This is a genomic window from Arenibacter algicola (genome assembly GCF_000733925.1).
GTDB lineage: Bacteria > Bacteroidota > Bacteroidia > Flavobacteriales > Flavobacteriaceae > Arenibacter > Arenibacter algicola.
Window position 1 is genome coordinate 999,158 of the sequence record NZ_JPOO01000003.1, and the last position, 26,663, is coordinate 1,025,820.

Below are 26,663 nucleotides of genomic sequence, written 5' to 3' on the forward strand. Positions count from 1 at the left end.
CACTCTTAATTTATATGGACAATTAGGCTACGGTATTCGACAGGGTACCTATTGAATCGATAGTAATATTAACAACATCCCCATGATCCAAGGTAAAGGAATCCGGAGGCACCACTCCTGTTCCCGTCATTAAAAGACTTCCAAAAGGAAATGACATTTCACGATACAGATAGTGAACAAGATCAGTAAGTTTTCGTTTCATTTGGCCTACCTCTGTCTCTCCCTGGAACACTCTATTTCCTTTACGAACAATTTCAATTTTGATCTTGGCAGCCATGGAAATAGGTTCCTTGCTCAACCAAATACACGGTCCTACAGCAGCTGCCCCATCATAACTCTTGGCCTGGGGAAGATATAATGGGTTTTCCCCTTCAATATCCCTAGAACTCATGTCATTACCAATGGTATAGCCTATTATTTTTGCATTTGGGGTTATCACCAGGGTCAATTCAGGTTCCGGGACATTCCATTTGGAATCTTTTCTGATCCTGACATCCTTTTTATGCCCTACTGCCCTACTAGCCGTACTTTTAAAAAACAATTCTGGCCTTTCCGCATTATAAACACGATCGTAAAAATCGCCTCCCCCGGCATCCTTGGATTCTTCAATACGGGCCTCCCTACTCTTGTAGTAGGTTACTCCGGAAGCCCAAATTTCTTGGCGTCCCACAGGTGGCATTAAACCGTCTTTCAGTATGGCCGTACTATTTTCAATAGGATCAAGCCGGGAGATCAAACTTAAAGTATTGTCGTAAATGTCATCATCGATAATAAATGAATCCCATTCCTTATCGGTAAGATAAAATTTATTGTCATTTTCGATCAAAACTCCTTGGTTGGTCTTATAAATTTTCATTATTTAAAAATTAGATGATTAAACTGATAATGGTTAATACGATCATTGCCGAAAAGCCCAAAATGGCCGTTCCCAGACTGTGTGTCCTGTATCCTTGATTTACTTTCATATCGCTTAGTTGGGTAACGACCCAAAAAAAACTATCGTTGGCATGTGATACCAGAGAGGCACCGGCGCCAATTGCAATGACCGCCAAAGCTTTGGAAACCTCGGTATCAAAACCCATTGCAGGCATTAAAGGGGCAATAATGGAAGCTGTTGTAATTATGGCTACCGTTGAGGAGCCCTGTGCCGTCTTGATACCTGCAGCAATAAGAAAAGGAAGCCATATCCCTAAATTTCCGTTGGAAACATTGTTCTCCAGTAAGGAACTAATGTCCGAAGTCTGTAGAACTTTTCCAAATGCCCCACCGGCCCCGGTTATTAATATAATAATAGCTGCCGAAGTAAGAGCCTCCCCTATCCAACCCGAGGTGCTCAACATTTCCTTATCCAATTTCTTGGGCAAGGTAAAAGACAATATCATTCCTATCAATAGGGCCACCACTGGGTTGCCCACAAATCCTATAGCGTACTTAAAAGTACCGTCACCAAAAGGCATAGTAGGGTATTCGGCAAAAGACCTCAACACAATAAGAATAATGGGAACAACTATAGGAATAAAGGATTTAAAGACCGATGGTGCGTTTTCCAGCTGGGAATTGATCTGCTCCTCTGTTAGTTTTGGTGCTGGATCAATAAAAATTTTGGAACCTATTTTTTTTGCAAATAAAATACAGACCAAGAGGGCCGGTATACTGGTCATTAGGCCGAAGAGGATAACCTGACCCAAATCGGCACCTAAGATTCCTGCAGCAGCAATGGGTCCGGGAGTTGGGGGTACCATGGTGTGGGAAGCCATTAAACCAAGTGACAAGGCCACTGCCGTTCCTGCCAAGGACAATTTTGCTTTTTTGGTAAGTGCCCTATTTAATGGGGAGACGATAATAAAACCGCTATCGGCGAATACAGGTATGGATACAAAATAACCAATAAAACCCATCGCCATATGAACGCGCTTGGGACCAATAATCTTCAGGACAAGGTTTGCCAAGGTATAGGCCCCACCCGATTTTTCTAGAAAAGTCCCTATAATCAATCCTGCGATAATGATAATACCAATGCCCCCAATGGTGCTTCCAAAGCCATCATTAATGGTTTTTATAAGCTCATCCAATGGGAGTCCCGAAAAAATACCGAATAACAAACTGGCGGCAAGCAACGCCAAAAATGGATGAAGCTTAAAACGGGTCGAGGCTACAATTATAAATACAATGCAGAGCAGAAGTAGTAGTATGGTATACATAATTACAATTTAGTATAAATATCCTTTACCCTCATACACCCTTATTTTTTTTGCTTCCAACTCTATTCATTTTCTATTCCCGTAGACTTGACAATTATAACATATTCAAGAAATCTGTCTCCGAAATTATGGGGACGCCCAGACTTTCGGCCTTGGTCCTTTTGCTTGGCCCCATTTTGTCCCCAGCCACAAGATAAGAAGTTTTTGAAGATATACTAGAGCCTACCTTTCCGCCGTTGTCCTCGATCAATTTTTTAAGTTCATCCCTACTCAGGTTTTCAAACACCCCGGATACCACAAAAGTCTGCCCCTTTAAAAGATCGGTCTGATTCTCCAGTTTATCGGCCGAGACTTCAAATTGTACCCCGTACTGCCTTAATCTGGAAATAATTTCAAGATTGATTCCATTCCGAAAAAATGATACCACACTTTCCGCGATCCGTTGGCCAATTTCATCGACCGTCATTAATTCCTCTACAGTAGCCACCATGAGGGAATCTATATTTTTATAGGCCCTTGCCAGTTTTTTGGCCACGGTTTCCCCAACAAACCTGATTCCCAAGGCAAAAAGCACCCTTTCAAACGGTATTTTTACCGATTCGGCAACTCCTTTCACCAGATTTTCGGCCGACTTTTCAGCCATTCTTTCCAAAGGTATCAATTGCTCTTTGGTAAGTAAGTAAAGGTCCGCGTAATTCTCTATAAGACCCTCCTTAAAGAGAAGTTCAACAGTTTCCCCGCCAAGCCCCTCAATATCCATCGCCTTGCGCGAAATATAATGTTGTATACGGCCGGTAATCTGGGGAGGACATCCGTACTCGTTGGGGCAATAATGTTTGGCATCTCCCTCGGTACGCTCCAAGGGGGAATTGCACTCCGGACAATGATCTATATATTGGGTAGGCTGGGAATGGATAGGTCTTTTAGTAAAATCTACCCCCACTATTTTCGGGATTATTTCCCCTCCTTTTTCAACAAAGACAGTATCACCTTCCCTAATATCGAGCTTTTCTATTTGGTCGGCATTGTGTAAGGATGCCCTTTTTACGGTAGTACCCGCCAAAAGTACCGGCTCCAAATTGGCAACGGGGGTTATGGCCCCGGTACGCCCAACTTGATAAGTAATTTCATTTAACACGGTAGAGACCTGCTCAGCCTTGAATTTGTAAGCCATGGCCCAGCGTGGTGACTTGGAAGTGTATCCCAATTCCTCCTGATGTTGAATACTATTCACTTTAATAACCACCCCGTCCGTCTCATAGGGCAATTCGTGCCTATGTTTGTCCCAGTGATCTATAAACTCCAGCACCTCCTCCGTGGTTTTACATAATTTGGCCGCTTTTGGAACCTTGAACCCCCAATCCCTAGCTTTCTCCAGCATTTGGGATTGGGATTCCAATTTTAAATTTACCCCAACAATACTGTACAACAGGCAATCCAATGGTCGTTCTGCGACCAGGGCACTGTCCTGCAACTTTAAACTGCCAGATGCGGTGTTTCTTGGATTCATATAGGGATCCTCTCCATTCTCTATCCTTTCTTGGTTCATTTTGGCAAAGCCTTCAAAAGGCAAAACGATTTCCCCGCGAATATCAAATTTAGGTGGGTAATCCCCTTTTAATTGAAGGGGCACCGATCTAATGGTCTTTATATTACTGGTAACATCATCCCCCTGAAATCCATCACCACGGGTCACCCCCTTTACCAACTGGCCATTTTCGTAGGTTAAACTTATGGAAGCACCATCATATTTTAGTTCACAGGTAAATTCAACCGGGGCATCGCCCAATATTTTTTGAATTCGTTTTTCCCAATCTTCCAGATCCTCTTTCGAGTACGAATTGTCCAAGGAATACATACGATGCTCGTGGACCACCGTTTCAAAATTCTTGGTAATTGTTCCCCCAACCCTTAAGGTTGGGGAACTGGCATCATAAAATTCTGGATATTTTGCCTCAAGAGCCTGTAGCTCCTTTAGTTTCATATCAAACTCAAAGTCAGAAATAGTAGCATTGTCCAATACATAATAATTATAGTTATGCTCCCTAAGCTCTGTTCTAAGGCTTTCTATTTTTTGTTTGATTTCCATTTATAGTTGATCCTTTTTAATCCATATTGGCAATGGCAAGGGTTGGTAATTTTTCATTTTATCCAAAAGTCCGTCAATAGAATTATCTACCAACAACATATCGTAATATTCCTGCTTTAAAAATCCTTTATTTACCATGGTACGCAGCATAGCGAGCAATTCATCATAAAACCCATTGATATTTAAAAGACCAATTGGTTTTTGATGTAGCCCAAGTTGGGCCCAGGTAATCATTTCAAACAACTCCTCCAAGGTACCATACCCCCCTGGAAGAGTAATAATGCCGTCGGAGAGTTCATGCATCCTTAATTTCCTTTGATGCATATTTTCGGTAATAATAAGTTTGGTAAGTCCGGTATGAAATACTTCCTTTAATTTTAAAAAATCGGGGATAACACCTATAACCTCGCCCTTGTGGTCCAGGGCTCCCTGGGCTACCCTGCCCATGATACCTATTTTTGCGGCACCATAGACCAATGTAATACCCTCTTTTGCAAAAACAGCCCCTAACTCATAGGCACATTCCACTATTTCTGGATCATTGCCCTCACTGCTTCCACAAAATACAACTATGCTTTCCATGTTTATCGAACTTTCCGCTTGGGAAATTAGTAATATATATCTTTTTTTTAATTCCTTCGGCCTTAAGGGACCATGGCCATGGCTGTTATTTCAACTTAATCATTTAGGGTCGAGCTGTCCTTTTAACATTCTGTCATTTCCGAACATATCTTTTCTCAGTTCAATTTCCGAAAAATTTTCCGCTTCCAGAAGTTGTTTCATTTCTTCGCCAAGATATTGATTTATCTCAAAAAACAGGACCCCACCTTTCTTTAAGTGGCTTAAAGCAAGGCGTGTTATTTTTTTGTAGAAAATCAAAGGATCCCCATCGGAAACAAAGAGAGCCAAACCGGGCTCGTGCTCCACGACATTATTTTTCATTTCCAATTTTTCCAATTCCCTGACATAGGGAGGATTGGAAACTATTACATCAAATTTATCTTTAAAGCCCTCAAGAGACAAAATATCCGCTTCCAGAAAGACTATATCCACACCATTATCCATGGCGTTCTCTCTGGCTATCTGCAATGCCTTTTTTGAAATATCCAGGGCATACACTTTGGCGTTAGGCAAGTTTTTGGCCAGGGAGATGGCAATACAACCGCTTCCAGTGCCAATATCCAGTATTTTCACTTCTTCCCGAGGATCCCCTTTTTGAACCTCATTTATTATCCAATAAACCAATTCCTCAGTTTCGGGCCTGGGTATCAAAACGTTTTCATCTACACGAAACTCCAGTTCGCAAAAATGGGCCTTCCCTAAAATATGTTGAATGGGTCGTTCTTGTTTCAATTGGCTTAAAGCAAAAAACAAAGGATCCTCATTTTCTTTGGACACCACAAGATTGGGTTGCATGGCCAAAATAAATCTCTCCAAACCCAAATAATGATCTATTACCAAGTAAAAAAAGCTATCCACCTCTTCTTTTGGGAAAAGCGGATCCAGCTCTAAATGGTAAATGTTTTTGATTTCTTTTAATAACATTCTCAATTTTTGGCAAACATTGTAAACATCATGTACCTAAAAAGGATCCAAAATGATTACAACAGTATCTATAAACTTTTAAGCATCCAAACCGGACATGAGTAATGACCGGTATTGCCCATTGGCTCTTTGATATAATGAAACCCGGACTTTAAATATAATTTTTGGGCGTCTTCCATATAGGGCATGGTTTCCAAATAACAGTGTTCATAGCCATATTCGGTAGCTCTATCCAAACATCTATTTATCATTTTAATTCCCAATCCCCTTCCCCTGGCCTCTTCTAGAAAATACATTTTCTGTAATTCACATACGTTGCCCTCATAATTCTCCAACTGGGCAATTCCGGCACATCCAATAATCCTACCGTTTTCCTCGGCCACAAAATAGTCGGCCCGTGGTACGTCATAATTTTCAAACATTTGATCCAATGCTTTATCGGCATAGGCCGTACCCACTTTAGGAACGCCAAGGTCCTCCAAAACTTTTCTTATTACCCTGGCAACATTCTCATTGTCTTTGGGTTGAATTTCCCTTATGGTAGTGACTAACATATGATTACCAATAATCTACTTATATTGTTCTATTTTTACGAAGTGAAGATACACGAAAAATATATTTCAAGATGTATACAGCTCGCCAAAAATGGCCTGGGAACTACCTTTCCCAATCCCATGGTGGGCAGTGTTATTGTGTATGGAGACAAAATTATAGGAGAGGGCTACACCAGTCCCTATGGTGGCTCCCACGCCGAGGTGAATGCCATAAATTCCGTAAAGGACAAGGCGCTTTTAAGTAAAGCCACCCTATATGTTACCCTGGAACCATGTTCCCATTATGGAAAAACGCCTCCATGTGCAGACCTTATTGTTAAGCATCAAATTCCGAATGTTGTTATAGGCCTTTTGGATCCACATGACAAAGTTGCCGGCAAAGGCATTGAAAAATTAAAAGCTGCAGGCTGCAATGTCACTGTGGGTGTACTGGAAAAAGAATGCACGGAACACCATAAACGGTTCCTAACCTCCCATACCAAAAAAAGACCTTATATTATTTTGAAATGGGCAGAAACGGCCGATGGCTTCATAGCTCCCGCCCAAGATAAAAGAAGTGACAATCCCGAACCTTACTGGATCAGCAATCCTTACTCCCAACAACTGGTCCACCTATGGCGCAGTCAGGAACAGGCCATTTTGGTTGGCACCAACACAGTATTGGTAGATAACCCCAAGTTAAACGTTCGTCATTGGAAAGGCCGGAATCCGATTAGAATTGTTTTGGACAGGGATTTGAAAATCAACAATAAACATCATGTTCTGGATGGAAGCGTAAAAACCATCATTATAACCGCCCAATGTCCCAAAATTCCACATCAGGGAATTTTATATGAGGCTATCGATTTTGAAAATAATTTGGCAACCCAAATTTGTACCATCCTACATAAGCATGAAATTATAAGTGTTATCATTGAAGGAGGGGCACAAACACTACAAAGCTTTATAGACTCCGATTTATGGGACGAGGCTAGAATTTTTAAGGGCAAGAGTCAATTTGGGGAAGGCTTGGAATCTCCTAGGATTCAAGGTGTTCTTCAAAGTGAAACGCAAATAGAATCTGACATATTAACACTCTTAAAACATGATTAAAAACATCATATTCGATTTTGGGGACATCTTCATCAACCTGGACAAACAGGTAGTTTTTAGAGCACTTCAAGATAATGGTATCCAAAAATTTTTACCTAAATACCACACTATTAATGAAGACTTCGAAGTAGGCAAAATTAGTCCTCAGGAATTTGTGGAGAGACTGCAACCTGATTTCCCACACCTTGGCCCCCAAGCGATAACCGATATTTGGAATTCCATGTTGTTGGATTTTCCAGAATATCGCCTAAACTTTTTGGAGAACTTGGCAAAGGAGAACAGTTATAGGCTTTTCCTTTTAAGCAACACCAATGCCTTGCATATTCCTCACGTAATCAAGATCATGGGCAATGAAAGTTTTGGGCGATTTAAAAGTTCGTTTGAGCAGTTTTATTTATCACATGAAATCCAATTGAGAAAACCGAACCACGAAATATTTCAATATGTTCTGGAGCAAAATAGATTGGAACCCAAGGATACACTCTTTATAGACGACACCAAGGAAAATACGGATGCAGCCAGGGAATTGGGCATAAAGACATGGAATCTAATTGTAGGCAAGGAAGATGTGGTTAATTTAAAGGAACGACTATAACATGTTGGATCTAGCCTTAAGTATACTGTTTTCCAGCTTAATTTTTGTGGTTTTCAAACTGTATGATACCTTTAGGATCCAAACTCTTTACGCCATCATAATCAACTATATAGTAGCCTCCGCGGTAGGAATGTTTTTCTACGAAAAAAAAATAGAGTTGCTGGAAATACCTGCAAAACCATGGTTTCTGGGAACTTTGGTTTTGGGAATATTGTTCATACTTGTATTTAACCTCATGGCCGCCACCTCGCAAAAAAGTGGTGTCTCGGTGGCTTCGGTCGCTACTAAAATGTCCTTGGTAATTCCGGTCATATTTGGGCTGTTTGTCTACAATGAAAAACTGGGGGCTTTGAAATCCGTAGGTATACTATTGGCCCTGGCTGCCGTATACTTTGCCTCTATCAAGGAAAAGGATGTCCCCTTAAAGAAGAATATCATTCTATTGCCCACCTTGGTTTTTATTGGTTCCGGGGTAATAGATACCAGTATTAAGTATTTGGAGGAGACCTTGGTCCCCAAGGAGGAGTTTCCTTTATTCTCTGCGGTGGTTTTTGGTTCTGCCGCAACTACAGGGCTGATTTTTATTACGATCAAAGCCTTTAAAAAATGGTTGGCTCCCAATTTAACGACCATTCTCGGCGGAATTACCTTGGGCATTCTAAATTATTTTTCGATATTTTATCTGTTGCGCGCACTACAGCACGAAAATCTAAATAGTGCCTCTGTTTTCACCATAAACAATGTGGCCATAGTTATGTTCTCTACCTTGTTGGGGGTAGTTCTCTTTAAAGAACGCATCAGCATAAAAAATTGGATGGGAATTACACTAGCGATTATCAGTATTCTTCTAGTAGCTTTTTTTTAATAGAACCATATGGATTTGGACGTTTACAAAACCTTAAACACACCTTCGGAGGAAATTTTGTTCAAAGAACGGAAAAGCAAGTTTTTTGGTTACGCCTACCCGATACTGCATGAGGACGAGGTAAAACCCATTATTGAAGAACTCAGAAAACAACATCATACCGCCAACCATGTATGCTATGCCTGGCAGTTGGGAGTTGAAGATGTTAATTACAGGGCCAATGACGATGGTGAACCCAATAATTCCGCAGGAATGCCCATATACGGCCAAATACAGTCTTTTGGAGTAACCAATGTCCTAGTTGCCGTGGCCCGTGTCTTTGGAGGTACAAAACTAGGGGTAGGAGGATTGATATCCGCTTATAGGACAGCGGCACAAATGGCACTGGATTCGGCGGATATAATAGAAAAAACACTTCAGCAACGATATTTGCTTTGTTTTGAATATTCGGAAATGGACAAGGTTATGCGCACCTTAAAGCAGCATCAAATGGAAATTGTTAGCCAGAAAATGGAAATGGATTGCAAAATCGAGATTTCGGTTAGAAAAAACGACGCCCTTCTTACCGAAAATGTTTTTACAGCAATGTATCCCGTAAAAATTAAAAAATTAGATGTCTAGGTTATCCAGAATATAATCTGGACATTTTATGGGCTTATTGGTTTTCATATCCATAAATGCCAGAACCGTGTTGGCTTCTATTAACAATTCTTTGGCCTCATTTCGTATTTCATAGTCAAATTCTATTCTTACCATAGGCCGCTTACGGATATAGGTGGTAACTGTTAAAAGATCGTCATATACTGCCGATTTCTTAAATAAAATGCTTAAAGAAATTACAGGCAACATTATTCCGTTTTCCTCCATCTTTTTGTAGGAAATGCCCATGGACCTTAGCCACTCAACCCGTCCCATCTCCAGATATTGCGCGTAATTCCCGTGATAAACTACTCCCATTTGATCTGTTTCGCCATACCTGACCCTAAAAGAAAATTCATTAAAATCCATGTTATTCCGTGTAAAACCTTTATATTTAAAAGTGTGAAAATAATGTGGTACAACATGAGAAAAAAAAAGAGAAAATTCAACCACTTTGGATTTTTTTTTTAGAATATTTGTTCACATATTTGCCCACTTGATAGTCCCATTTAACCTGGCAGAATATCATCCGTAATTTACACTAACCAAAAAAAGAAAACATTAAAAATGAGTGTTACTGCAACGTCCGTATGGAACCATTGTTTGGACTTTATAAAAGACAATATCCAACCGCAGGCATTCAAAACTTGGTTCGAGCCAATTAAACCTGTTAAGCTTTCCGATAATGCCCTGAGCATTCAAGTTCCCAGTAAATTTTTTTATGAATGGCTGGAAGAGCACTATGTTAAACTATTAAAAGTAGCCCTTACCAAAGAATTGGGTGAGACCGCTAAATTGGTGTACATCATTAAAATGGAAAACACCTATGGCAATCGGGAACCTTTTACAGAAAAAATACCTAGTTCCAATAGATCCCATGTAGAGCCTCAGGAATTGGACGTGGCCATAAAATCCAAAAATCCGGAATTAAAAAATCCATTTGTAATACCTGGGATCAGAAACATAAAGATTGAATCCCAATTAAACCCAAGTTATAATTTTGATAATTTCTTGGAAGGCGACTCCAACCGATTGGCTAGATCGGCAGGAATGGCCGTTGCCAACAAACCTGGGGGAACTTCCTTTAATCCATTATTAGTGTTTGGCGGTGTAGGTTTGGGAAAAACACATTTGGCCCATGCCATAGGCGTGGAAATCAAGGATAAATATCCAGAAAGGACCGTATTATATATCTCTGCTGAGAAATTTACCCAACAATATATTGAATCGGTAAAGAAAAATACTAGAAACGATTTTATTCATTTCTATCAGTTGATAGATGTGCTCATCATTGATGACGTGCAATTTTTATCGGGAAAATCGGGAACTCAGGATGTGTTCTTCCATATTTTCAATCATTTGCACCAAAACGGCAAACAGGTTATCCTAACTTCGGACAAAGCCCCTGTTGATATGCAGGACATTGAACAGCGTTTGCTTTCCCGATTTAAATGGGGATTATCTGCCGAGCTCCAAACACCTGACTACGAAACAAGGATATCGATTTTAAAAAATAAATTGTATCGGGATGGTGTAGAAATGCCAGACGACATTATAGACTACGTTGCCAAGCACATAAAAACCAATATCAGGGAATTGGAAGGAGCAATTATTTCCTTGATTGCCCAATCTTCCTTCAACAAGAAAGAAGTTACTCTGGAATTGGCCCAATTGGTAGTGGAGAAATTCGTTAAAAACACCAAGAGGGAGGTATCCATTGATTATATCCAAAAGGTAGTTTCCGACTATTTCGAAATGGATGTGGCCACTCTACAGTCAAAAACAAGAAAAAGACATATTGTACAGGCCAGACAATTGGCAATGTTCTTTGCGAAAAAATTCACCAAAGCCTCATTGGCAAGTATTGGGTCACAAATTGGAAAAAGAGACCACGCTACAGTGCTACACGCCTGTAAGACCGTAGACAATCTTGCAGAGACCGACAAGCAGTTCCGAAAATATATAGACGATCTAACCAAGAAGTTTTCTTAAAACCTCCATTGCCATGAGAACCAAAGTCCTTATGGTCTGTTTGGGGAATATATGTAGGTCACCATTGGCCGAGGGTATTTTAAAAAGCAAATTGGACAAGGAAACCATACATGTGGATTCTGCGGGTACCGCCAGTTACCATATTGGAAAAAAACCCGATAGCAGATCCATATCAATAGCTAAAAAATATGGAATAGACATTAGTCAGCAGCGATGCAGGCAATTCACCGCCAAAGATTTTGACGAATATGATCTGATTTACGCTATGGATAGAAGTAATTACGAAAACATTGTTGCCCTGGCCGAAAATGAAAACGCGATTGCCAAAGTTAATTTATTACTTCATAGATCAAACGTTACCAGCAAAGAAGTTCCAGACCCCTATTATGGAGGGGAAGATGAATTTGAAGAAGTATTTCAATTAATTGATGCGGCATGCAACCTTATTGCACAGGACATAATTCATAAATAACCTAATCCCTATGGACCAAACAATGGGCAATATTGGAAAATTATATTTAATCCCAACCACCCTGGGCGATAACGAGCCCTTGGAAGTTCTGCCCATATCCATCAAAAGGACCATTGAACAAATTGATCATTACATAGTTGAAAATGAAAAAACGGCTAGGCACTTTATAAAAAAGATCAGTTCCAAAAAATCGCAGCCAAGTCTACATATCAATGTACTTAACAAATTTACGGAACCAGAAATACTTCCCACTTTTTTGGACCCTTGTTTTGAAGGTTATAATGTAGGCATTATATCGGAAGCTGGTTGCCCGGGAATTGCCGATCCCGGTGCCGATATCGTGAGTATTGCCCATCAAAAAGGAGTACAGGTAGTACCGCTGGTAGGCCCCTCCTCTATTTTATTGGCCTTAATGGCCAGTGGTCTAAACGGTCAAAGTTTTGCTTTCAATGGCTATTTGCCTATTGAAGCCGGGGAAAGAAAAAAGAGCATCAAGAGATTTGAAAAACTATCCAGAGATTTTGATCAATCCCAAATTTTTATTGAAACACCCTACAGAAACGATAAACTTTTGGCCGAATTAATAAAAACACTTTCTCCTCAAACCTTGGTTTGCATTGCCTGCGACATAACATTGCCCACAGAGTTCATCGCTACAAAAAAAGTGATGGATTGGCAGAGAATGTCTGTTGACCTTCACAAGAGACCCACTATTTTTATTATTCACGCATAAAAAAACCCTAACATTTTGCTAGGGTCTTTCCATTTTCATAATTACAAATTCTTTATATTCTAGGATTTTTCTTGGGGGTTACATGGGAAATATCGTATCCGGAAAATTTCTTGATATAGTAGGAAACAGATGACCCAAAGTCATCATCTACATTTAATTCACCATTAGATCTTAAATACTTTTTTACATTCCCTGCTCCTGCCAAATGTGCAGCTGCCAGTATACCCGATTCCGTAATCTCCTGACCATTAATTACCAAACCAACAAAACGTTTAATATCCCTTCTCAGAATCCACTTATTTCTGGAAAGATTGGTATGAAATACCCTCTCCTGCAATATTGGATCGTTAAGAAACAATGTAGCGTTGTAAACGCCTAGCAACTCTAGGGTACCTATACCAAATTGATATTTTCCTAGATAACCTAAGGCATTGGTGGTAAAATAATTTCCTTGAGATTCCTTAAAGGCTAAAGCCTCTTTAAACCCGTTGTAGGATGTTCCTAAAAAAGGTGGCGCAGCCATATTCGTTTTTAAAACAGTTCTGTGTTTGGGAAACAAAACTTCGGTAGGTCCATCTACTCTAAAAGCCTCGGGAAGCACCATTTTAACTGGCCTAAACCCATAACTTACAAGAATAAAAATCATGATAACGGGGAACAAATAACTTGTCCACTTTCTCATACATTTGTTTTCTTAAGACTTATAACCAAAAAGGGTTTGCTTAAATTTCACTTTACAAAGATATGCCCGATTTTTAAAAACAGACCTATTTTAACGCAACTTTGTATAAAATGTTATGATTATTGGATAAATAACACAGAAATAAGGATCAGTGGTTCAGCGGTTTATCTTTTGACTGTTTATCCACCGGACATACTGCTCCTTATTTCGGTTATGCTGCGTCAATGTCTTTGCAAACTTGTGATAACCAAAATCTTCCACATTCGCCACAAAATAATAATAGTCATGTTTTTCCGGATTTAAAACAGCATCTATGGCCGAAATATCGGGCATGGCAATTGGTCCTGGAGGCAAACCTCCGTATTTATAGGTATTATAGGGCGAATCCAGTTCCAGATCTTTATACAACACTCTTTTTATAATGGTATCAAAATTCCCCGTATGCAATTTAATGGCATAAATCACTGTTGGATCGGCCTGTAGCAACATCCCCGTAGCCAATCGGTTTAGATATACACCTGCCACCCTAGGCCGCTCATCTACTTTTGCCGTCTCTTTATGTACAATGGATGCCAAGGTAATGACCTGTGAGGAGTTTAGTCCCAGGGATTTCGATTTGGCTATACGTTCTTCGTTCCAAAACCTTTTGTATTCCTTCAACATCCTTTCCCTAAATCCCTCCGCAGAAGTATTCCAGAAAAACTCATAGCTGTTTGGAATATACATGGAAAGTGCCGTTTTATCATTAAACCCATTTGCTTTTAGAAAATCCAGCTCCCCAAAGGCACTCAATAAAGCTGTACTATCCGCCTCGATCTGAAGCGATATCCTACCCGCCAGATCCGCCAGATTCTCCTGGTTGTTAAAAGCAACTTTTACGGGAATATTGCCACTTCTCAGCGAGTTGACAATATCGTTATTGCTCATCCCCTTTTTTATGGCATATTTTCCTGCTTTTATATTGGTGCTGTAGCCTTTTTTATCCGCTGCGGATTCAAAAGTTTTCAGATCCTTCAAAAGGGGTTCCATAATAGACTTAACTTCTTGGAAGTCCGAATTTGAAGGTATAAATACATAGGCAACTTCATTGCCAAATTGCGTATTGGGCACAAAGAAGGCCCTATAAACCATAAAGGCGAATGCACCTCCCACCAACATTCCGGCAATGACGATAACCAATAAAATTCTCTTTATATACATTAGCTATTTATCTTTTGAAACAAGATTTCATTTTTATAAACTCCATTGGAGTAAATCCAATCTTTTTTAACTCCAACTTTCTCAAACCCCAGTTTTGAAAACAAATGTATGCTAGGAGCGTTTTCCTCCATTACATTCACATAAACCTGTCTCATTCCCAATACCAAAAAGGCATAATTGGTTAATATCTCTATGGCTTCAGCACCAACCCCTTTGTTTCTATCCCCCTTCCGGCTAACAATAATACCCATTCCCACTCTCAAATTCTTGGGGTCAAAATCAAATAAATCAATTAAACCCATTACAGTGCCTTCCAAATTGCAAATACACAATCGCAATTGTTTTACCTCATATATATCTTTATGGGCATTTTCCAGGTAAAGTTGTAACACGTGTTTGGAATAGGGTGCAGTGGTGCCGCTTATTTCCCATATCTCGGGATTGTTCTCCAAATCATATAGGAAATCCAAATCTTTGGGCTCCAAGGCCCTTAGGTAAATCTGTTCCCCTTTAAGACTCAACATTTATCTCCCCTTTAAAAACGAGTTGTGCCGGACCTGTCAACCATATATTATCGTATCCATTTGCATTGCTTTTAAATTTCACCTGTAGATTGCCCCCAGGGGTAATGATCTTTACGGAATCCTTATTGGTCTTCCCGGAATGATGCATGGCCAACGCAACGGCAGTTACCCCGGTTCCACAGGAAAAGGTCTCATCTTCCACTCCCCGCTCATAGGTCCTTACATTAAAGGTATCCTCCGTGGCCTGATCTACAAAGTTGATATTGCTTCCTTGTTCACCGTACAAACCATAACGAAGCTTTGCACCTTCCTTGCGGACATCAAAATCCTTAAGTCCGTCTACCAACTGAACATGGTGCGGGGAACCTGTATTGAGAAATAATGAATTGGACTTTTCCTTTATTTCCTTTACATTCTGCATCTCCAAACTAACAATACCATTTGCAATAATCGCATTATGAAGTCCGTCTACCGCCATAAATGATGTATTTTGGTCCACAACCCCCAAATAATGGGCAAAGGCCACAATACACCTGCCTCCATTACCGCACATAGTACCCTGTCTGCCATCAGAATTATAATAGACCATTTTAAAATCAGTGTCCTCGTCATTTTCCAGTAAAATGAGTCCATCGGCACCAATGCCAAATCTTCTATCACATAAAAAAGAGACCAAGCCAACATTTTCCTTTGGAAAAAACTCTTTGCGGTTATCGATCATGACAAAGTCATTTCCAGTTCCTTGGTATTTAAAGAAATTCAGTTGCATATTGTAATTTATAAAGCAAAGATATAATTTTATTAAGGTTTATTTATCAGTTAAAAACTCGTTAAAGCCAAATAATTGCTATAGAATTGTGTTAATTTTACTTTAGCAAATTAAAAAAATGTTTTTATGAAGAAATTTGGAAGTTTATTATTGGTCTCTGTTTTTGCAGGTGCTATTACACTAGGTGCTTACAAACTTTTTTTAGAGAAACCAAATTATGCAGTAATACAGGAGGACAGTGGAGCAAAGATGATTTCATCCAGTTTCACCCCTACTTCCGCAAAGGGTGCGGGCATCAATGAAGTAGATTTTACTATGGCTGCCCAGAACACCGTTAATGCCGTTGTACACGTTAAAAATGTTACCGTGAGCAAGGGTCCATCCAGCATCATGGAATATTTCTACGGTTATAGCGGCAGTCAGACCCCTCAAGTCGGTACTGGTTCCGGGGTAATCATCTCACAGGATGGCTATATTGTTACCAATAACCATGTAATCTCCAATGCCGATCAACTGCAGGTTACTCTAAATAATAATAAAACCTACGATGCCGAATTGATCGGTACCGACCCTAATTCTGATATTGCCCTGATAAAAATAGATGTCGACAGGCAACTGCCTTATCTGGCTTTTGGGGACTCGGACAACACCAAGGTGGGAGAATGGGTCTTGGCCGTAGGAAACCCTTTTAATCTAACCTCCACGGTTACAGCCGGGATAGTTAGTGCCAAAGCCAGGGCCTTGGCCAGTTTGGATCAGTCGTTCATTCAGACAGATGCAGCCGTAAACCCTGGAAACAGTGGTGGAGCTTTGGTAAACACCAATGGCGACCTTATTGGTATCAATACTGCCATTACATCACAAACAGGTTCCTATGTAGGATATTCCTTTGCAGTGCCCAGCAATATTGCGAAAAAAGTAGTGGAGGACATTATGGAATATGGCAATGTTCAGAAAGGGATTTTAGGTATCAACACGGTTCCCATGAACAGTCCATATGCTGTTGAAAACGGAATAAATGAAATTGATGGGGTTTATATAGCGGGCGTTGAGGAGGATTCAGGTGCTTTTGACGCAGAATTGAAAGAAGGGGACATTATAAAAAATATAGACAATGTTGAGATTCACAAATTCGCAGATCTTATAGGCTATATATCTTCCAAAAGACCTGGAGACGAGCTTTTGGTAACCGTTTTACGTGGTGATGAGCGGATGGAAGTACCAGTAATGCTTAAGGAACGGCAAACGATCATTATTCCTGTTCTGGGCTTTGAGGTTAAAAACTTGACCGAAGATGAGAAGAAGGCCTTTAAAACCAAGAAAGGGGTTAAAATTATAGGAGTGCCCGAAACCTATAGAAATTACGGATTTGAAGGTAAAGTTTTATTATCCTTTGGAGATGAAGAAATCAACAATATTCAGGATGCGAAAACCAAGTTTGGCCGAATTTCTAGATACGACAGGGCAAGTATTACCATGTTGAATAAAAAAGGAGAAAAAGAACGACTGATAATTCAATAAAAAACAAAACATGAAAAAAGCGCTACCTTCGTAGCGCTTTTTTTTGTGCTATATTCTTTTACGAAAACGTTTGAAATATATAATTTTGCCCTAAATCCAACAAATCAAGATCAACCTATGAGCGCTATTAAACTTTATGAAAAGGAATTGGCTTTTCAGGCCGACAGAAGAAAGGCTACCACCGAGTTCATTAAAATTGCAAGTGATTTATGGTATGACAAATTCATAGAAATTGTTCTTTTCAAAAATCAGGTGATAGATAAGAACGTTAGTGACATTATAAACCTACATGAGTATGCATGTGAATTTGTTCAAAAACCGATATCAATTTTTGATTCGGTCGAAATATTGCGAACAATAAACGATATACAATTACCTCCTTCAAAATTGGACATAGGTAAACTTACCTATGAATATCATTCCGATGACAATAATTACAACAATGTAAAGGCCTTTGTTTTGGATAAGCTAAAAAGTGCCAATTCCAGGAACGAGATAACCCCCAAAGACGTGGTGTTATATGGTTTTGGACGAATTGGCAGATTATTGGCCCGGGAATTAATGGCAAAAACCGGCAAAGGAAATCAGTTGAGATTAAGGGCAATAGTTACCCGAGGCACCATAACACCGGAAATTTTGGAAAAGAGAGCCAATTTATTGCGGACAGATTCCGTTCACGGGCAATTTATGGGAACAGTGGATATCGACTTTAAGAACAAAGCCATGTACATTAATGGTACCACCGTGCATATTATCGAGGCAGATAATCCGGAGGACATTGACTATACCCAATTCGGGATCGCCAACGCGTTGATAATAGACAACACAGGGGCCTTCCGGGACAAAGAAGCCTTAAGTAGGCACCTAAGGTCCGTAGGCAGCAGCCAGGTGCTACTGACAGCGCCAGGCAAAGAGATCCCCAATATAGTTCATGGCGTAAATCATATGGAATTTGATCCGGACACCATAAAGATATTTTCTGCTGCTTCTTGCACTACCAACGCCATAACTCCTATCCTGAAAGTGGTAGATGATTCTTTGGGAATAAAAAAAGGACATATAGAAACCATTCACGCCTATACCAATGATCAAAATTTGGTAGATAATATGCACGGAAAATATAGGCGTGGCAGGGCCGCAGCCCTAAATATGGTCATAACGGAAACGGGGGCCGGAAAAGCAGTGGCCAAAGCCCTACCGCAATTAATAGGCAAGTTGACCTCCAACGCCATTAGGGTACCGGTACCCAATGGCTCCTTAGCAATATTGAATTTGGAGATCAACAACAAAACCTCAAAAGCGGCCCTGAACACCATTATTAAGAAATATGCCCTGGAAGGCGATTTGGTAGAACAGATAAAGTATTCCTTGAGCAATGAATTGGTATCAACGGACATTGTTGGAACTTCTGCGCCTGCAATTTATGACAGTACTGCAACCATAGTATCGGACGATGGGAAGAATCTTGTACTATATATTTGGTATGATAATGAATTTGGATATTCCCATCAAGTAATCCGCCTTGCCAAATACATTGCAAAGGTTCGCAGATACACCTATTATTAAAATTTAATCAATATATAATAATATAGAAAATTGTGGGTTATTCTATTTAGTTAAGTCACTTGATGTCCTTTTTTTAATAATTGGGATTATTAAAGTATTTTAGCCCTCTCTAAATCATTATTAACAATAAGAATTACATAAATGAAAATTTCGAAATTACTCTTTATCGTAATGGCTCTATTGTCATTTAACCTACACTTTGCACAGGAATCCGAGGAAGACGATAAACTTTCCTTGGACCAAGGCCCTATTAGTTCACAGTTCGAGTATATCTCCCAAAAATCAGGGAATTACAGGGCCGATGGGGTAAGATACGAAGTGGTAAAGGAGTTTAACTTGGGAAAACTGAGACAAAATGTGTTGGATTCCATTAATGCATTCAACAAAAAGGTGAATGAGCTCAATGGCACCATTGCAGGACATGTGGAAACAATTGAATCGCTTAACAAAAAACTGGAAGAGACTACCAATAACCTTTCCGAAGTGACCGAAGAGAAGGATAGCATGTCTTTCCTAGGTATTCTGGTGGCCAAAAGCACCTACAATTTTATTCTCTGGACCATAATAGCGGTACTTTTGCTGTTTTTATTATTTTTTATCTATAAATTCAGAAATAGCAATATTCTTACCCAGGAAGCCAAATCTACGCTTGCGGAAGTGGAAACCGAGTATGAGGACCATAGAAGAAGGGCATTGGAAAGGGAACAAAAAATTAGTAGACAGCTCCAGGACGAGATCAACAAGCATAAAAAATCCAAATAATATTAAGAAAAACTATTGGATTTTTTGCGAATACTATTTAAGAAGCTCCTTTTTAGGGGCTTTTTTTACTTCTTGGGTTAATTGTGTTTGGCAAAAATAAAATAGCACAAAGGATTGCGTCTATTTTTACTACTTTTGAGCCCGCCCTGAAAAAAACATTAATCGTCATTGATTTTACCCATGCGAATAGATATAATTACCGTAGTGCCCGACATACTCAAAAGTCCCTTTGAAGCTTCCATTTTAAAACGAGCTATAGATAAAGGGATTGTGGAAGTCCACTTACATAACCTAAGGGATTACACGGACAAAAGTTACAATCAGGTGGATGATTATCAGTTTGGGGGCGGTGCAGGAATGGTCCTGATGATAGAGCCTATAGACAAGTGCATTTCAACCCTAAAAAGTCAACGAGAGTATGACGAAGTCATTTATATGACCCCTGACGGAAAGACTTTGAATCAAAAAATGGCCAATGGCCTATCCTTACTTAATAATGTAATTATTCTATGTGGCCACTACAAAGGAGTGGACCAACGCGTCCGGGACCTATTTGTTACCAAGGAAATATCTATAGGCGATTATGTCCTGTCCGGGGGAGAATTGGGAGCTGCCGTCTTATGCGATACCGTGATTAGATTAATCCCGGGAGTATTGAACAACGAAACCTCTGCGCTTACGGACACCTTTCAGGACAACTTGCTTGCCCCTCCCGTATATACCAGGCCAGCAGAATACAAAGGCCATAAGGTACCTGATATTCTGTTGAGCGGAAATTTTCCAGAGATAGAAACCTGGCGGGAAGATGAGGCTTATAAAAGAACCGAGGCGCTTCGTCCGGACCTGCTTAACGACTAGGCTTGGTGTAATTTTTTTTGGATCCATCTATGGGAAAGTTTTAATGTTACTTCCATGTGCTGAATTCCCAAACATTTCAAATAAAGGCAAAGCTTGAATTAGGATGATTTTTTTTGAAGGATATTAATGATAAAAAACGCCTAATCGCTTGTAAGTTATAAATATTAGATTAATTTTGCACTCCATTAAATCAACCTCTGACGATAATCGTGAAAGTTGGTTTAAGTAAATAATAATTTAAAACGATGGAAGAGTTATTAAAATTTGTAGAAAACGAATTTATTCCTAAAAAAGATTTTCCAAACTTTTCAGCTGGGGACACTATTACTGTGTACTATGAAATTAAGGAAGGTGAAAAAACAAGAACACAGTTTTTTAAGGGTGTTGTTATTCAAAGAAGAGGAACTGGAGCTACGGAAACATTTACAATCCGTAAAATGTCAGGTACTGTAGGTGTAGAGCGTATTTTTCCAATAAATATGCCTGCTTTACAAAAGATAGAAGTCAATAAAAAAGGTAAGGTTAGAAGATCACGTATTTTCTACTTCAGAGGTCTTACCGGTAAAAAAGCTAGAATTAAAGAGGTTCGCTCTTAATACGCTTTTCGAATTTATAAAAAAGCATCCTTACCGTCCTAAGGATGCTTTTTCATTTATAAACATTTGTTAAAAACAAAAGTTCATAATATGTTGATAATAAAATTGTTACAAAACTTGTTTATTAAATAAAAATTTCCTATTTTTAAATTGTGGCTGGTAATTCGTTACACGGATTAATGAATGTCACATAAAGTTTACGTTCTTTATCTCATTGTTATTTGTCCTTCTATAGTGTTTTACATTATAGATTGCATACTAGCTATTGACTTGCTTATGTAGGTTGGTAGATATGTGAATATTGTGATATTGTTAATGCAACATCTAGGTTGTGCATTAAGAATACCAAATATTTAAACATTGAGGAGAAACATCTTTATCACTTGGTTGTATGATTGAGGATAAAATGTTTCAAACGTTGAAATAGCGACGCAAATGCAATCAATGGTTGCCGTTTTGTTAAAAAAACAGAACAACAAGTTTGTAAACTATTTCTAGAAAGCCATATCAAGGTAGTTATACAATGATATGGCTTTTATTTTTGCAATAATATCACCTTCAATTTATAGAATTTTACCTCCCCTACTTTCCTAGTGCACATTTAGTCAATTTTATACTCCCTCCCTGTTTATTTGGCATTTTTAAAATTGTATATTTGCTCCGCTTAAACTTAAAAACTTAAATTATAATGCCAAAAATTTTATATACCAAAACAGACGAAGCCCCTGCATTAGCAACACAATCATTTCTACCAATTATTAAGGCATTTACAAAAACAGCCGGAATAGATGTCCAACTTAAGGATATTTCCCTGGCAGGTAGAATTATTGCTGTATTTCCGGATTATTTAGAAAAGGAACAGCAGATTTCTGACGATTTGGTAGAATTGGGAAATTTGGCCAAAATGCCCGAGACCAATATCATTAAGCTTCCTAATGTAAGTGCATCTGCTCCTCAATTAAACGAAGCCATTGCAGAATTGCAGAGCAAGGGGTATAATATTCCGAACTATCCGGACAACCCTAAAAATGATGTTGAGAAAGATGTTAAATCCAGGTATGACAAAATAAAGGGTAGCGCCGTGAATCCGGTTTTACGGGAAGGCAACTCGGATCGTAGAGCTCCAAGGGCGGTTAAGAATTATGCCAAGAAGCATCCTCATTCAATGGGTGCCTGGAGCGCAGATTCCAAAACGCATGTGGCTACAATGACGCAGGGCGATTTTAAGGCCAACGAAAAATCTATTACCATAAAGTCACCTACCGCTGTGAAAATAGAACTCACACAAACAGATGGAACCAAGACTGTACTTAAGGAAAATATTAAACTTCAGGAAGGAGAAATAATAGATGCTACTGTACTGAGCAAAAATGCACTAATCAAATTCTTACAAGAGCAGGTCCAAGACGCAAAAGAGAAGGGTGTTTTGTTTTCCGTACACTTAAAAGCGACCATGATGAAAGTTTCCGACCCGGTTATTTTTGGTCATGTAGTTAAGGTATTCTTTGCCGATGTTTTTAAAAAGCACAGCGCTACATTTAAGAAAATTGATTTCAATGCCAATGATGGCCTTGAAATTTTACTTAAAAAAATAAAGAGTCTTCCCGATGCCGAAAGAAAACAAATAGAATCCGATATCGAGAACACCATGAATCAAGGTCCTGCCTTGGCCATGGTAAATTCCGACAAGGGGATTACCAACTTACATGTACCAAGTGATATCATTATTGATGCCTCCATGCCGGCCATGATTCGTAATTCAGGCAAAATGTGGGATGCCAATGGAAAAGCCCAGGATACCAAGGCCGTAATCCCAGATAGTAGCTATGCCGGAATTTATACCGAGACTATCAACTTCTGTAAAAAACATGGTGCCTTTGACCCAACAACCATGGGGACAGTACCCAATATAGGATTAATGGCCCAAAAAGCAGAGGAATACGGATCCCATGACAAAACGTTCGAAATTAAAGCCAATGGTAAGGTTTCCGTAGTGGATACCAATTCTGGCAATGTTCTAATTGAGCACAATGTAGAGGAAGGGGATATTTGGAGAATGTGCCAGGCAAAGGATGCACCTATCCAAGACTGGGTTAAACTTGCCGTAACCAGAGCTAGGGCTACCGATATCCCCGCCATTTTTTGGCTGGATGAGAAAAGGGCGCATGATATGGAATTGATCAAAAAAGTAAATACCTATTTGGCCGACCATGATACTTCTGGATTGGACATTAGGATAATGTCTCCAGAAAAAGCTACGGTATTTACCCTGCAAAGACTTAAAGAAGGAAAGGATACCATATCCGTATCCGGTAACGTACTTAGAGATTATTTAACGGATCTTTTCCCTATTTTGGAAGTTGGGACCAGTGCAAAAATGTTATCCATTGTACCCCTAATGAACGGTGGCGGACTTTTTGAAACCGGTGCTGGTGGTTCAGCCCCCAAACACGTAGAACAGTTTTTATCCGAAGGCCACTTAAGATGGGACTCATTGGGTGAATTCTTGGCCCTTGGAGTATCTTTGGAGTTTTTTGGTGAAAAGAATAACAATAGTCAAGCTATAGTCCTAGCCGATGCTTTGGACAAGGCTACCGAACAATTTTTGGAAAACGACAATTCTCCATCTAGAAAAGTTGGCGAGCTGGACAATAGAGGAAGCCATTTTTACCTGGCACTGTATTGGGCCAACGCTTTGGCCGAACAAAATAAGGATCAGGAACTTAAAACCGTTTTCACACCAATTGCCGAAAAGCTTTCCAAAAGCAAGGATGAAATTCTGAAGCAGTTGAACGATGCTCAAGGTGCCCCGATCAATATTGGAGGTTATTATTTGCCAGACGCAAATCTGATAAGTAAAGCCATGAGACCAAGCACTACTTTCAATACCATTTTGGAATCTATATAAACGAATTTTTTCCATATTTAAAAAGACCTTTTCAACTTATGAAAAGGTCTTTTTACTTTAAGAGATTGCAAACTTTTTTTTCCTCAAGGAAAATATCGATACATTTAAGTAAAAAATGCTATAAATGGGAAAAATTACATGTTTGCCTTTTTATTTACTGATACTATTTTCCATAAGTCTATTTTCTCAGGAACGGTTTACCCTGAGCGGTACAATAACCGAAATAGCAAGTAACGAGACTCTCATAGGTGTAACAGTTGCCGTGCCATCATTAAGTACAGGTGTTGTTACCAATGAATACGGATTCTATTCCATTACGCTGCCTAAGGGGATCTATGAGCTTCAAATAAGCTCCTTGGGGTACCAAGATATTATACAAACTATTGATTTGTCCTTCGATCAAAAAATAAACTTTCAATTGCTTGAAGATGCAGAACAATTGGAGGAGGTAGTGGTTACGGAAGACATTGAAAGATTAAATATCCGAAAACCTCAGATGAGCGTTAACTCCCTATCTGTGGAAACCATAAAAAAAATACCGGTAATTCTAGGGGAGGCAGATATTATTAAATCCATACTCCTTTTACCTGGAGTTAGCAACGCTGGCGAAGGGGCATCAGGATTCAATGTACGGGGAGGTGCTGTAGACCAAAACCTTATTCTCCTGGATGAAGCTACCATTTTTAATTCCTCCCATCTTTTTGGGTTTTTCTCTGTTTTTAACCCAGATGCCATAAAGGACGTAAAATTATTCAAGGGTGGTATACCCTCCCGTTACGGAGGCAGGGTCTCCTCTGTTCTGGAAATTTTTCAAAAAGAAGGAAATAGCAAAGAATTTAAGGTTAATGGTGGTATTGGTGCCGTTGCCAGCAGGCTTTTGGCAGAGGGCCCCATCATAAAGGACAAAGCTGCTTTCCTAATTGGTGGCAGGGCGTCCTATGCACATTTGTTCCTACCGCTTTTCGACATAGACAATACAGCCTATTTCTATGATCTAAATACCAAGTTAAACTTTAAATTAAATGAAAGCAATAACATTTTTATCTCTGGTTATTTTGGAAGGGATGTTTTTTCCATAAGTGAAAGCTTTGTAAACACTTACGGCAATGCGGTTCTTAATTTCCGATGGAACCATTTGTTTTCGGATAAATTATTCTCCAATTTATCTTTGATATATTCTGACTACTATTATGGTTTAAAATTGGATTTCGTAGGCTTTAAATGGAATTCCGGAATTCAAAACTTTAATCTGAAATACGATTTTAAGCATTATTTGAGCAATAATTTTCAGGTTAACTATGGCATCAACAACATATATTATCGCTTTAACCCTGGCAAGATAGAACCCAGTGATTCGGAATCGGGAATAATTGAAAATCAGTTGATCCAAAAATACGCCAATGAATTCGCGGTTTATGTGGATATTGAACAAAACATAACGGAAAAATTAAGTTTACAATATGGGTTACGCCTAAGTAATTTCATACGTTTGGGACAAGATGAATTAAATGTATACGAAAATGACCATCCGGTAAGTTTTGATCCCGATCTACAGATATACAAGGAGGCGGACCCAATAGACGTTATAAACCCTAAACGCAGCGAACAACTCGCAACCTATACAAATTTAGAGCCTCGTATTGCCTTGGCCTATTCACTTGACCCTAATAATTCCATAAAGGCAAGCTACACCAGGTTGTCACAATATCTCCACCTACTTTCAAATACAAGCTCCCCTACTCCGCTAGACGTTTGGACCCCAAGTGGTCCCTTTGTAAAACCACAACTATTGGATCAGTATGCATTGGGATATTTTAAAAATTTAAAGGATGGAGATTATTCCTTGGAAACCGAAGTTTTTTATAAGGATATCCAAAATAGAATAGATTATATAGACGGGGCCAATTTAATTGCCAATGATGCCATAGAGCAGGTAATTCTAAATGGAGAAGCCAGGGCTTACGGATTTGAACTGCTCTTGAGAAAAAACCGGGATAGATTTGAAGGTTGGCTGGCCTATACCCTGTCCAAATCGGAACAGAGGACCCCAGGAAGAAATGCTTCGGAAACAGGTATTAATTCTGGTAGTTGGTACAATACACCCTATGATAAGACGCACGACGTTTCTCTCTATGTAAATTATGAATTAAATGAAAAGTGGAGCTTTAACAGCAATTTTGTGTTCCAGACAGGGCAACCTACCAATTATCCCATTGGTCAATTCGAATTTCAAAATTTAGCAGTACCTTATTATGGCCTTAGAAACAAACAGCGCCTGCCAGCCTATCACAGAATTGATTTTTCGGCCACACTTACCCCCCGAAAAAATAAGGGCAGAAAACTAAAGGCAGAATGGGTATTTAGCATATATAACCTATACAACAGAAGAAATGCTGCCTCCATCGGTTTCAGCCGAAATGGGGATACAGGAGTAAATGAAGCGGTCCGAACCTCTATTTTTGGCTTGGTACCAGCCGCGACCTATAACATCAAATTCTAA

25 protein-coding genes are annotated in these 26,663 nt (G+C 39.4%); 14 read left to right on the forward strand and 11 right to left on the reverse strand.

Annotation, left to right across the window (positions count from 1 at the left end):
- Positions 1-22: 22 nt before the first annotated feature.
- From U735_RS0114585 to U735_RS0114610, 6 genes are all read right to left on the reverse strand, one after another.
- The gene (locus tag U735_RS0114585) at positions 23-856 is read right to left on the reverse strand and encodes a fumarylacetoacetate hydrolase family protein (RefSeq protein WP_031444533.1); all 834 of its coding nucleotides are present in this window, start codon (positions 854-856) and stop codon (positions 23-25) included.
- Positions 857-866: 10 nt separating this feature from the next.
- Complete coding sequence (locus U735_RS0114590; protein ID WP_031444534.1) at positions 867-2,201, reverse strand: GntP family permease; 1,335 nt, start codon at positions 2,199-2,201, stop codon at positions 867-869.
- A gap of 94 nt (positions 2,202-2,295) precedes the next feature.
- Positions 2,296-4,290: an NAD-dependent DNA ligase LigA gene (ligA, locus tag U735_RS0114595; protein ID WP_031444535.1), complete on the reverse strand. Its 1,995-nt coding sequence runs from the start codon at positions 4,288-4,290 to the stop codon at positions 2,296-2,298.
- Positions 4,291-4,872, reverse strand: coding sequence for an LOG family protein (locus U735_RS0114600; RefSeq protein WP_031444536.1), 582 nt, complete (start codon positions 4,870-4,872; stop codon positions 4,291-4,293).
- A gap of 99 nt (positions 4,873-4,971) precedes the next feature.
- Positions 4,972-5,835, reverse strand: coding sequence for a peptide chain release factor N(5)-glutamine methyltransferase (gene prmC / locus U735_RS0114605; RefSeq protein WP_031444537.1), 864 nt, complete (start codon positions 5,833-5,835; stop codon positions 4,972-4,974).
- A gap of 68 nt (positions 5,836-5,903) precedes the next feature.
- Positions 5,904-6,389, reverse strand: coding sequence for a GNAT family N-acetyltransferase (locus U735_RS0114610; RefSeq protein ID WP_031444538.1), 486 nt, complete (start codon positions 6,387-6,389; stop codon positions 5,904-5,906).
- 42 nt (positions 6,390-6,431) lie between these two features.
- Here U735_RS0114610 and ribD point away from each other — a divergent pair, with 42 nt between their 5' ends.
- Genes ribD through U735_RS0114630 form a run of 4 tightly spaced genes read left to right on the forward strand, consistent with a single transcriptional unit; the run spans position 6,432 to position 9,562 of the window.
- On the forward strand, positions 6,432-7,481 hold the full coding sequence (gene ribD / locus U735_RS0114615) for a bifunctional diaminohydroxyphosphoribosylaminopyrimidine deaminase/5-amino-6-(5-phosphoribosylamino)uracil reductase RibD (RefSeq protein ID WP_031444539.1): 1,050 nt from the start codon (positions 6,432-6,434) through the stop codon (positions 7,479-7,481).
- A complete protein-coding gene (locus tag U735_RS0114620; protein WP_031444540.1) occupies positions 7,474-8,076 on the forward strand; it encodes an HAD family hydrolase in 603 nt (200 codons plus the stop codon). Before ribD ends, U735_RS0114620 begins: the two co-directional genes overlap by 8 nt.
- Before the next feature lies 1 nt (position 8,077).
- Positions 8,078-8,941, forward strand: a complete 864-nt coding sequence (locus U735_RS0114625; protein ID WP_031444541.1) for a DMT family transporter — start codon at positions 8,078-8,080, stop codon at positions 8,939-8,941.
- A 9-nt stretch (positions 8,942-8,950) separates the two neighbouring features.
- On the forward strand, positions 8,951-9,562 hold the full coding sequence (locus tag U735_RS0114630) for an IMPACT family protein (RefSeq protein ID WP_031444542.1): 612 nt from the start codon (positions 8,951-8,953) through the stop codon (positions 9,560-9,562).
- Here U735_RS0114630 and U735_RS0114635 read toward each other — a convergent pair.
- Positions 9,551-9,949, reverse strand: a complete 399-nt coding sequence (locus U735_RS0114635) for an acyl-CoA thioesterase (protein WP_031444543.1) — start codon at positions 9,947-9,949, stop codon at positions 9,551-9,553. The two genes, U735_RS0114630 and U735_RS0114635, sit on opposite strands and share 12 nt — an antisense overlap.
- A gap of 198 nt (positions 9,950-10,147) precedes the next feature.
- Between U735_RS0114635 and dnaA the strand changes: the two genes are divergently transcribed.
- From dnaA to U735_RS0114650, 3 genes are read left to right on the forward strand one after another with little or no spacing between them, the layout of a single operon-like run.
- Positions 10,148-11,572, forward strand: coding sequence for a chromosomal replication initiator protein DnaA (dnaA, locus tag U735_RS0114640; RefSeq protein WP_031444544.1), 1,425 nt, complete (start codon positions 10,148-10,150; stop codon positions 11,570-11,572).
- 13 nt (positions 11,573-11,585) lie between these two features.
- Positions 11,586-12,044 (forward strand): low molecular weight protein-tyrosine-phosphatase, encoded by a 459-nt coding sequence (locus U735_RS0114645; RefSeq protein WP_031444545.1) that lies wholly within the window; start codon positions 11,586-11,588, stop codon positions 12,042-12,044.
- A gap of 10 nt (positions 12,045-12,054) precedes the next feature.
- Entirely contained in the window at positions 12,055-12,777 is a 723-nt protein-coding gene (locus tag U735_RS0114650; protein WP_031444546.1) for an SAM-dependent methyltransferase, read from the forward strand.
- A gap of 52 nt (positions 12,778-12,829) precedes the next feature.
- Here U735_RS0114650 and U735_RS0114655 read toward each other — a convergent pair whose 3' ends face one another.
- From U735_RS0114655 to dapF, 4 genes are all read right to left on the reverse strand, one after another.
- Complete coding sequence (locus U735_RS0114655) at positions 12,830-13,459, reverse strand: hypothetical protein (RefSeq protein ID WP_031444547.1); 630 nt, start codon at positions 13,457-13,459, stop codon at positions 12,830-12,832.
- Positions 13,460-13,615: 156 nt separating this feature from the next.
- Positions 13,616-14,659, reverse strand: coding sequence for an endolytic transglycosylase MltG (gene mltG / locus U735_RS0114660; RefSeq protein ID WP_031444548.1), 1,044 nt, complete (start codon positions 14,657-14,659; stop codon positions 13,616-13,618).
- Positions 14,659-15,183: a GNAT family N-acetyltransferase gene (locus U735_RS0114665; RefSeq protein WP_031444549.1), complete on the reverse strand. Its 525-nt coding sequence runs from the start codon at positions 15,181-15,183 to the stop codon at positions 14,659-14,661. The genes mltG and U735_RS0114665 overlap by 1 nt, the downstream gene beginning before the upstream one ends.
- Positions 15,170-15,952: a diaminopimelate epimerase gene (dapF, locus tag U735_RS0114670; protein WP_031444550.1), complete on the reverse strand. Its 783-nt coding sequence runs from the start codon at positions 15,950-15,952 to the stop codon at positions 15,170-15,172. The genes U735_RS0114665 and dapF overlap by 14 nt, the downstream gene beginning before the upstream one ends.
- A gap of 126 nt (positions 15,953-16,078) precedes the next feature.
- On the opposite strand from dapF, the gene U735_RS0114675 reads away from it, so the two are divergent.
- From U735_RS0114675 to U735_RS0114705, 7 genes are all read left to right on the forward strand, one after another.
- On the forward strand, positions 16,079-17,473 hold the full coding sequence (locus U735_RS0114675; protein WP_031444551.1) for a S1C family serine protease: 1,395 nt from the start codon (positions 16,079-16,081) through the stop codon (positions 17,471-17,473).
- Between the two features lie 117 nt (positions 17,474-17,590).
- On the forward strand, positions 17,591-19,039 hold the full coding sequence (locus U735_RS0114680) for a glyceraldehyde-3-phosphate dehydrogenase (RefSeq protein ID WP_031444552.1): 1,449 nt from the start codon (positions 17,591-17,593) through the stop codon (positions 19,037-19,039).
- A gap of 141 nt (positions 19,040-19,180) precedes the next feature.
- A complete protein-coding gene (locus U735_RS0114685; protein ID WP_031444553.1) occupies positions 19,181-19,801 on the forward strand; it encodes a hypothetical protein in 621 nt (206 codons plus the stop codon).
- Between the two features lie 180 nt (positions 19,802-19,981).
- The gene (trmD, locus tag U735_RS0114690; protein WP_031444554.1) at positions 19,982-20,659 is read left to right on the forward strand and encodes a tRNA (guanosine(37)-N1)-methyltransferase TrmD; all 678 of its coding nucleotides are present in this window, start codon (positions 19,982-19,984) and stop codon (positions 20,657-20,659) included.
- 245 nt (positions 20,660-20,904) lie between these two features.
- Positions 20,905-21,255, forward strand: coding sequence for a 50S ribosomal protein L19 (gene rplS / locus U735_RS0114695; RefSeq protein WP_031444555.1), 351 nt, complete (start codon positions 20,905-20,907; stop codon positions 21,253-21,255).
- A gap of 688 nt (positions 21,256-21,943) precedes the next feature.
- Positions 21,944-24,163 carry an NADP-dependent isocitrate dehydrogenase gene (locus tag U735_RS0114700; protein ID WP_031444556.1) on the forward strand — a complete coding sequence of 740 codons (2,220 nt, stop codon included), beginning with the start codon at positions 21,944-21,946 and terminating at the stop codon, positions 24,161-24,163.
- Positions 24,164-24,287: 124 nt separating this feature from the next.
- Positions 24,288-26,663 carry a TonB-dependent receptor gene (locus tag U735_RS0114705; protein WP_031444557.1) on the forward strand — a complete coding sequence of 792 codons (2,376 nt, stop codon included), beginning with the start codon at positions 24,288-24,290 and terminating at the stop codon, positions 26,661-26,663.

Coding starts and splice junctions, on each gene's coding strand:
- U735_RS0114585 (WP_031444533.1), bottom strand. CDS start 856: ATGAAAATTTATAAGACCAACCAAGGAGTTTTGATCGAAAATGACAAT.
- U735_RS0114590 (WP_031444534.1), bottom strand. CDS start 2,201: ATGTATACCATACTACTACTTCTGCTCTGCATTGTATTTATAATTGTA.
- ligA (WP_031444535.1), bottom strand. CDS start 4,290: ATGGAAATCAAACAAAAAATAGAAAGCCTTAGAACAGAGCTTAGGGAG.
- U735_RS0114600 (WP_031444536.1), bottom strand. CDS start 4,872: ATGGAAAGCATAGTTGTATTTTGTGGAAGCAGTGAGGGCAATGATCCA.
- prmC (WP_031444537.1), bottom strand. CDS start 5,835: ATGTTATTAAAAGAAATCAAAAACATTTACCATTTAGAGCTGGATCCG.
- U735_RS0114610 (WP_031444538.1), bottom strand. CDS start 6,389: ATGTTAGTCACTACCATAAGGGAAATTCAACCCAAAGACAATGAGAAT.
- U735_RS0114620 (WP_031444540.1), top strand. CDS start 7,474: ATGATTAAAAACATCATATTCGATTTTGGGGACATCTTCATCAACCTG.
- U735_RS0114625 (WP_031444541.1), top strand. CDS start 8,078: ATGTTGGATCTAGCCTTAAGTATACTGTTTTCCAGCTTAATTTTTGTG.
- U735_RS0114630 (WP_031444542.1), top strand. CDS start 8,951: ATGGATTTGGACGTTTACAAAACCTTAAACACACCTTCGGAGGAAATT.
- U735_RS0114635 (WP_031444543.1), bottom strand. CDS start 9,949: ATGGATTTTAATGAATTTTCTTTTAGGGTCAGGTATGGCGAAACAGAT.
- dnaA (WP_031444544.1), top strand. CDS start 10,148: ATGAGTGTTACTGCAACGTCCGTATGGAACCATTGTTTGGACTTTATA.
- U735_RS0114645 (WP_031444545.1), top strand. CDS start 11,586: ATGAGAACCAAAGTCCTTATGGTCTGTTTGGGGAATATATGTAGGTCA.
- U735_RS0114650 (WP_031444546.1), top strand. CDS start 12,055: ATGGACCAAACAATGGGCAATATTGGAAAATTATATTTAATCCCAACC.
- U735_RS0114655 (WP_031444547.1), bottom strand. CDS start 13,459: ATGAGAAAGTGGACAAGTTATTTGTTCCCCGTTATCATGATTTTTATT.
- mltG (WP_031444548.1), bottom strand. CDS start 14,659: ATGTATATAAAGAGAATTTTATTGGTTATCGTCATTGCCGGAATGTTG.
- U735_RS0114665 (WP_031444549.1), bottom strand. CDS start 15,183: ATGTTGAGTCTTAAAGGGGAACAGATTTACCTAAGGGCCTTGGAGCCC.
- dapF (WP_031444550.1), bottom strand. CDS start 15,952: ATGCAACTGAATTTCTTTAAATACCAAGGAACTGGAAATGACTTTGTC.
- U735_RS0114675 (WP_031444551.1), top strand. CDS start 16,079: ATGAAGAAATTTGGAAGTTTATTATTGGTCTCTGTTTTTGCAGGTGCT.
- U735_RS0114680 (WP_031444552.1), top strand. CDS start 17,591: ATGAGCGCTATTAAACTTTATGAAAAGGAATTGGCTTTTCAGGCCGAC.
- U735_RS0114685 (WP_031444553.1), top strand. CDS start 19,181: ATGAAAATTTCGAAATTACTCTTTATCGTAATGGCTCTATTGTCATTT.
- trmD (WP_031444554.1), top strand. CDS start 19,982: ATGCGAATAGATATAATTACCGTAGTGCCCGACATACTCAAAAGTCCC.
- rplS (WP_031444555.1), top strand. CDS start 20,905: ATGGAAGAGTTATTAAAATTTGTAGAAAACGAATTTATTCCTAAAAAA.
- U735_RS0114700 (WP_031444556.1), top strand. CDS start 21,944: ATGCCAAAAATTTTATATACCAAAACAGACGAAGCCCCTGCATTAGCA.
- U735_RS0114705 (WP_031444557.1), top strand. CDS start 24,288: ATGGGAAAAATTACATGTTTGCCTTTTTATTTACTGATACTATTTTCC.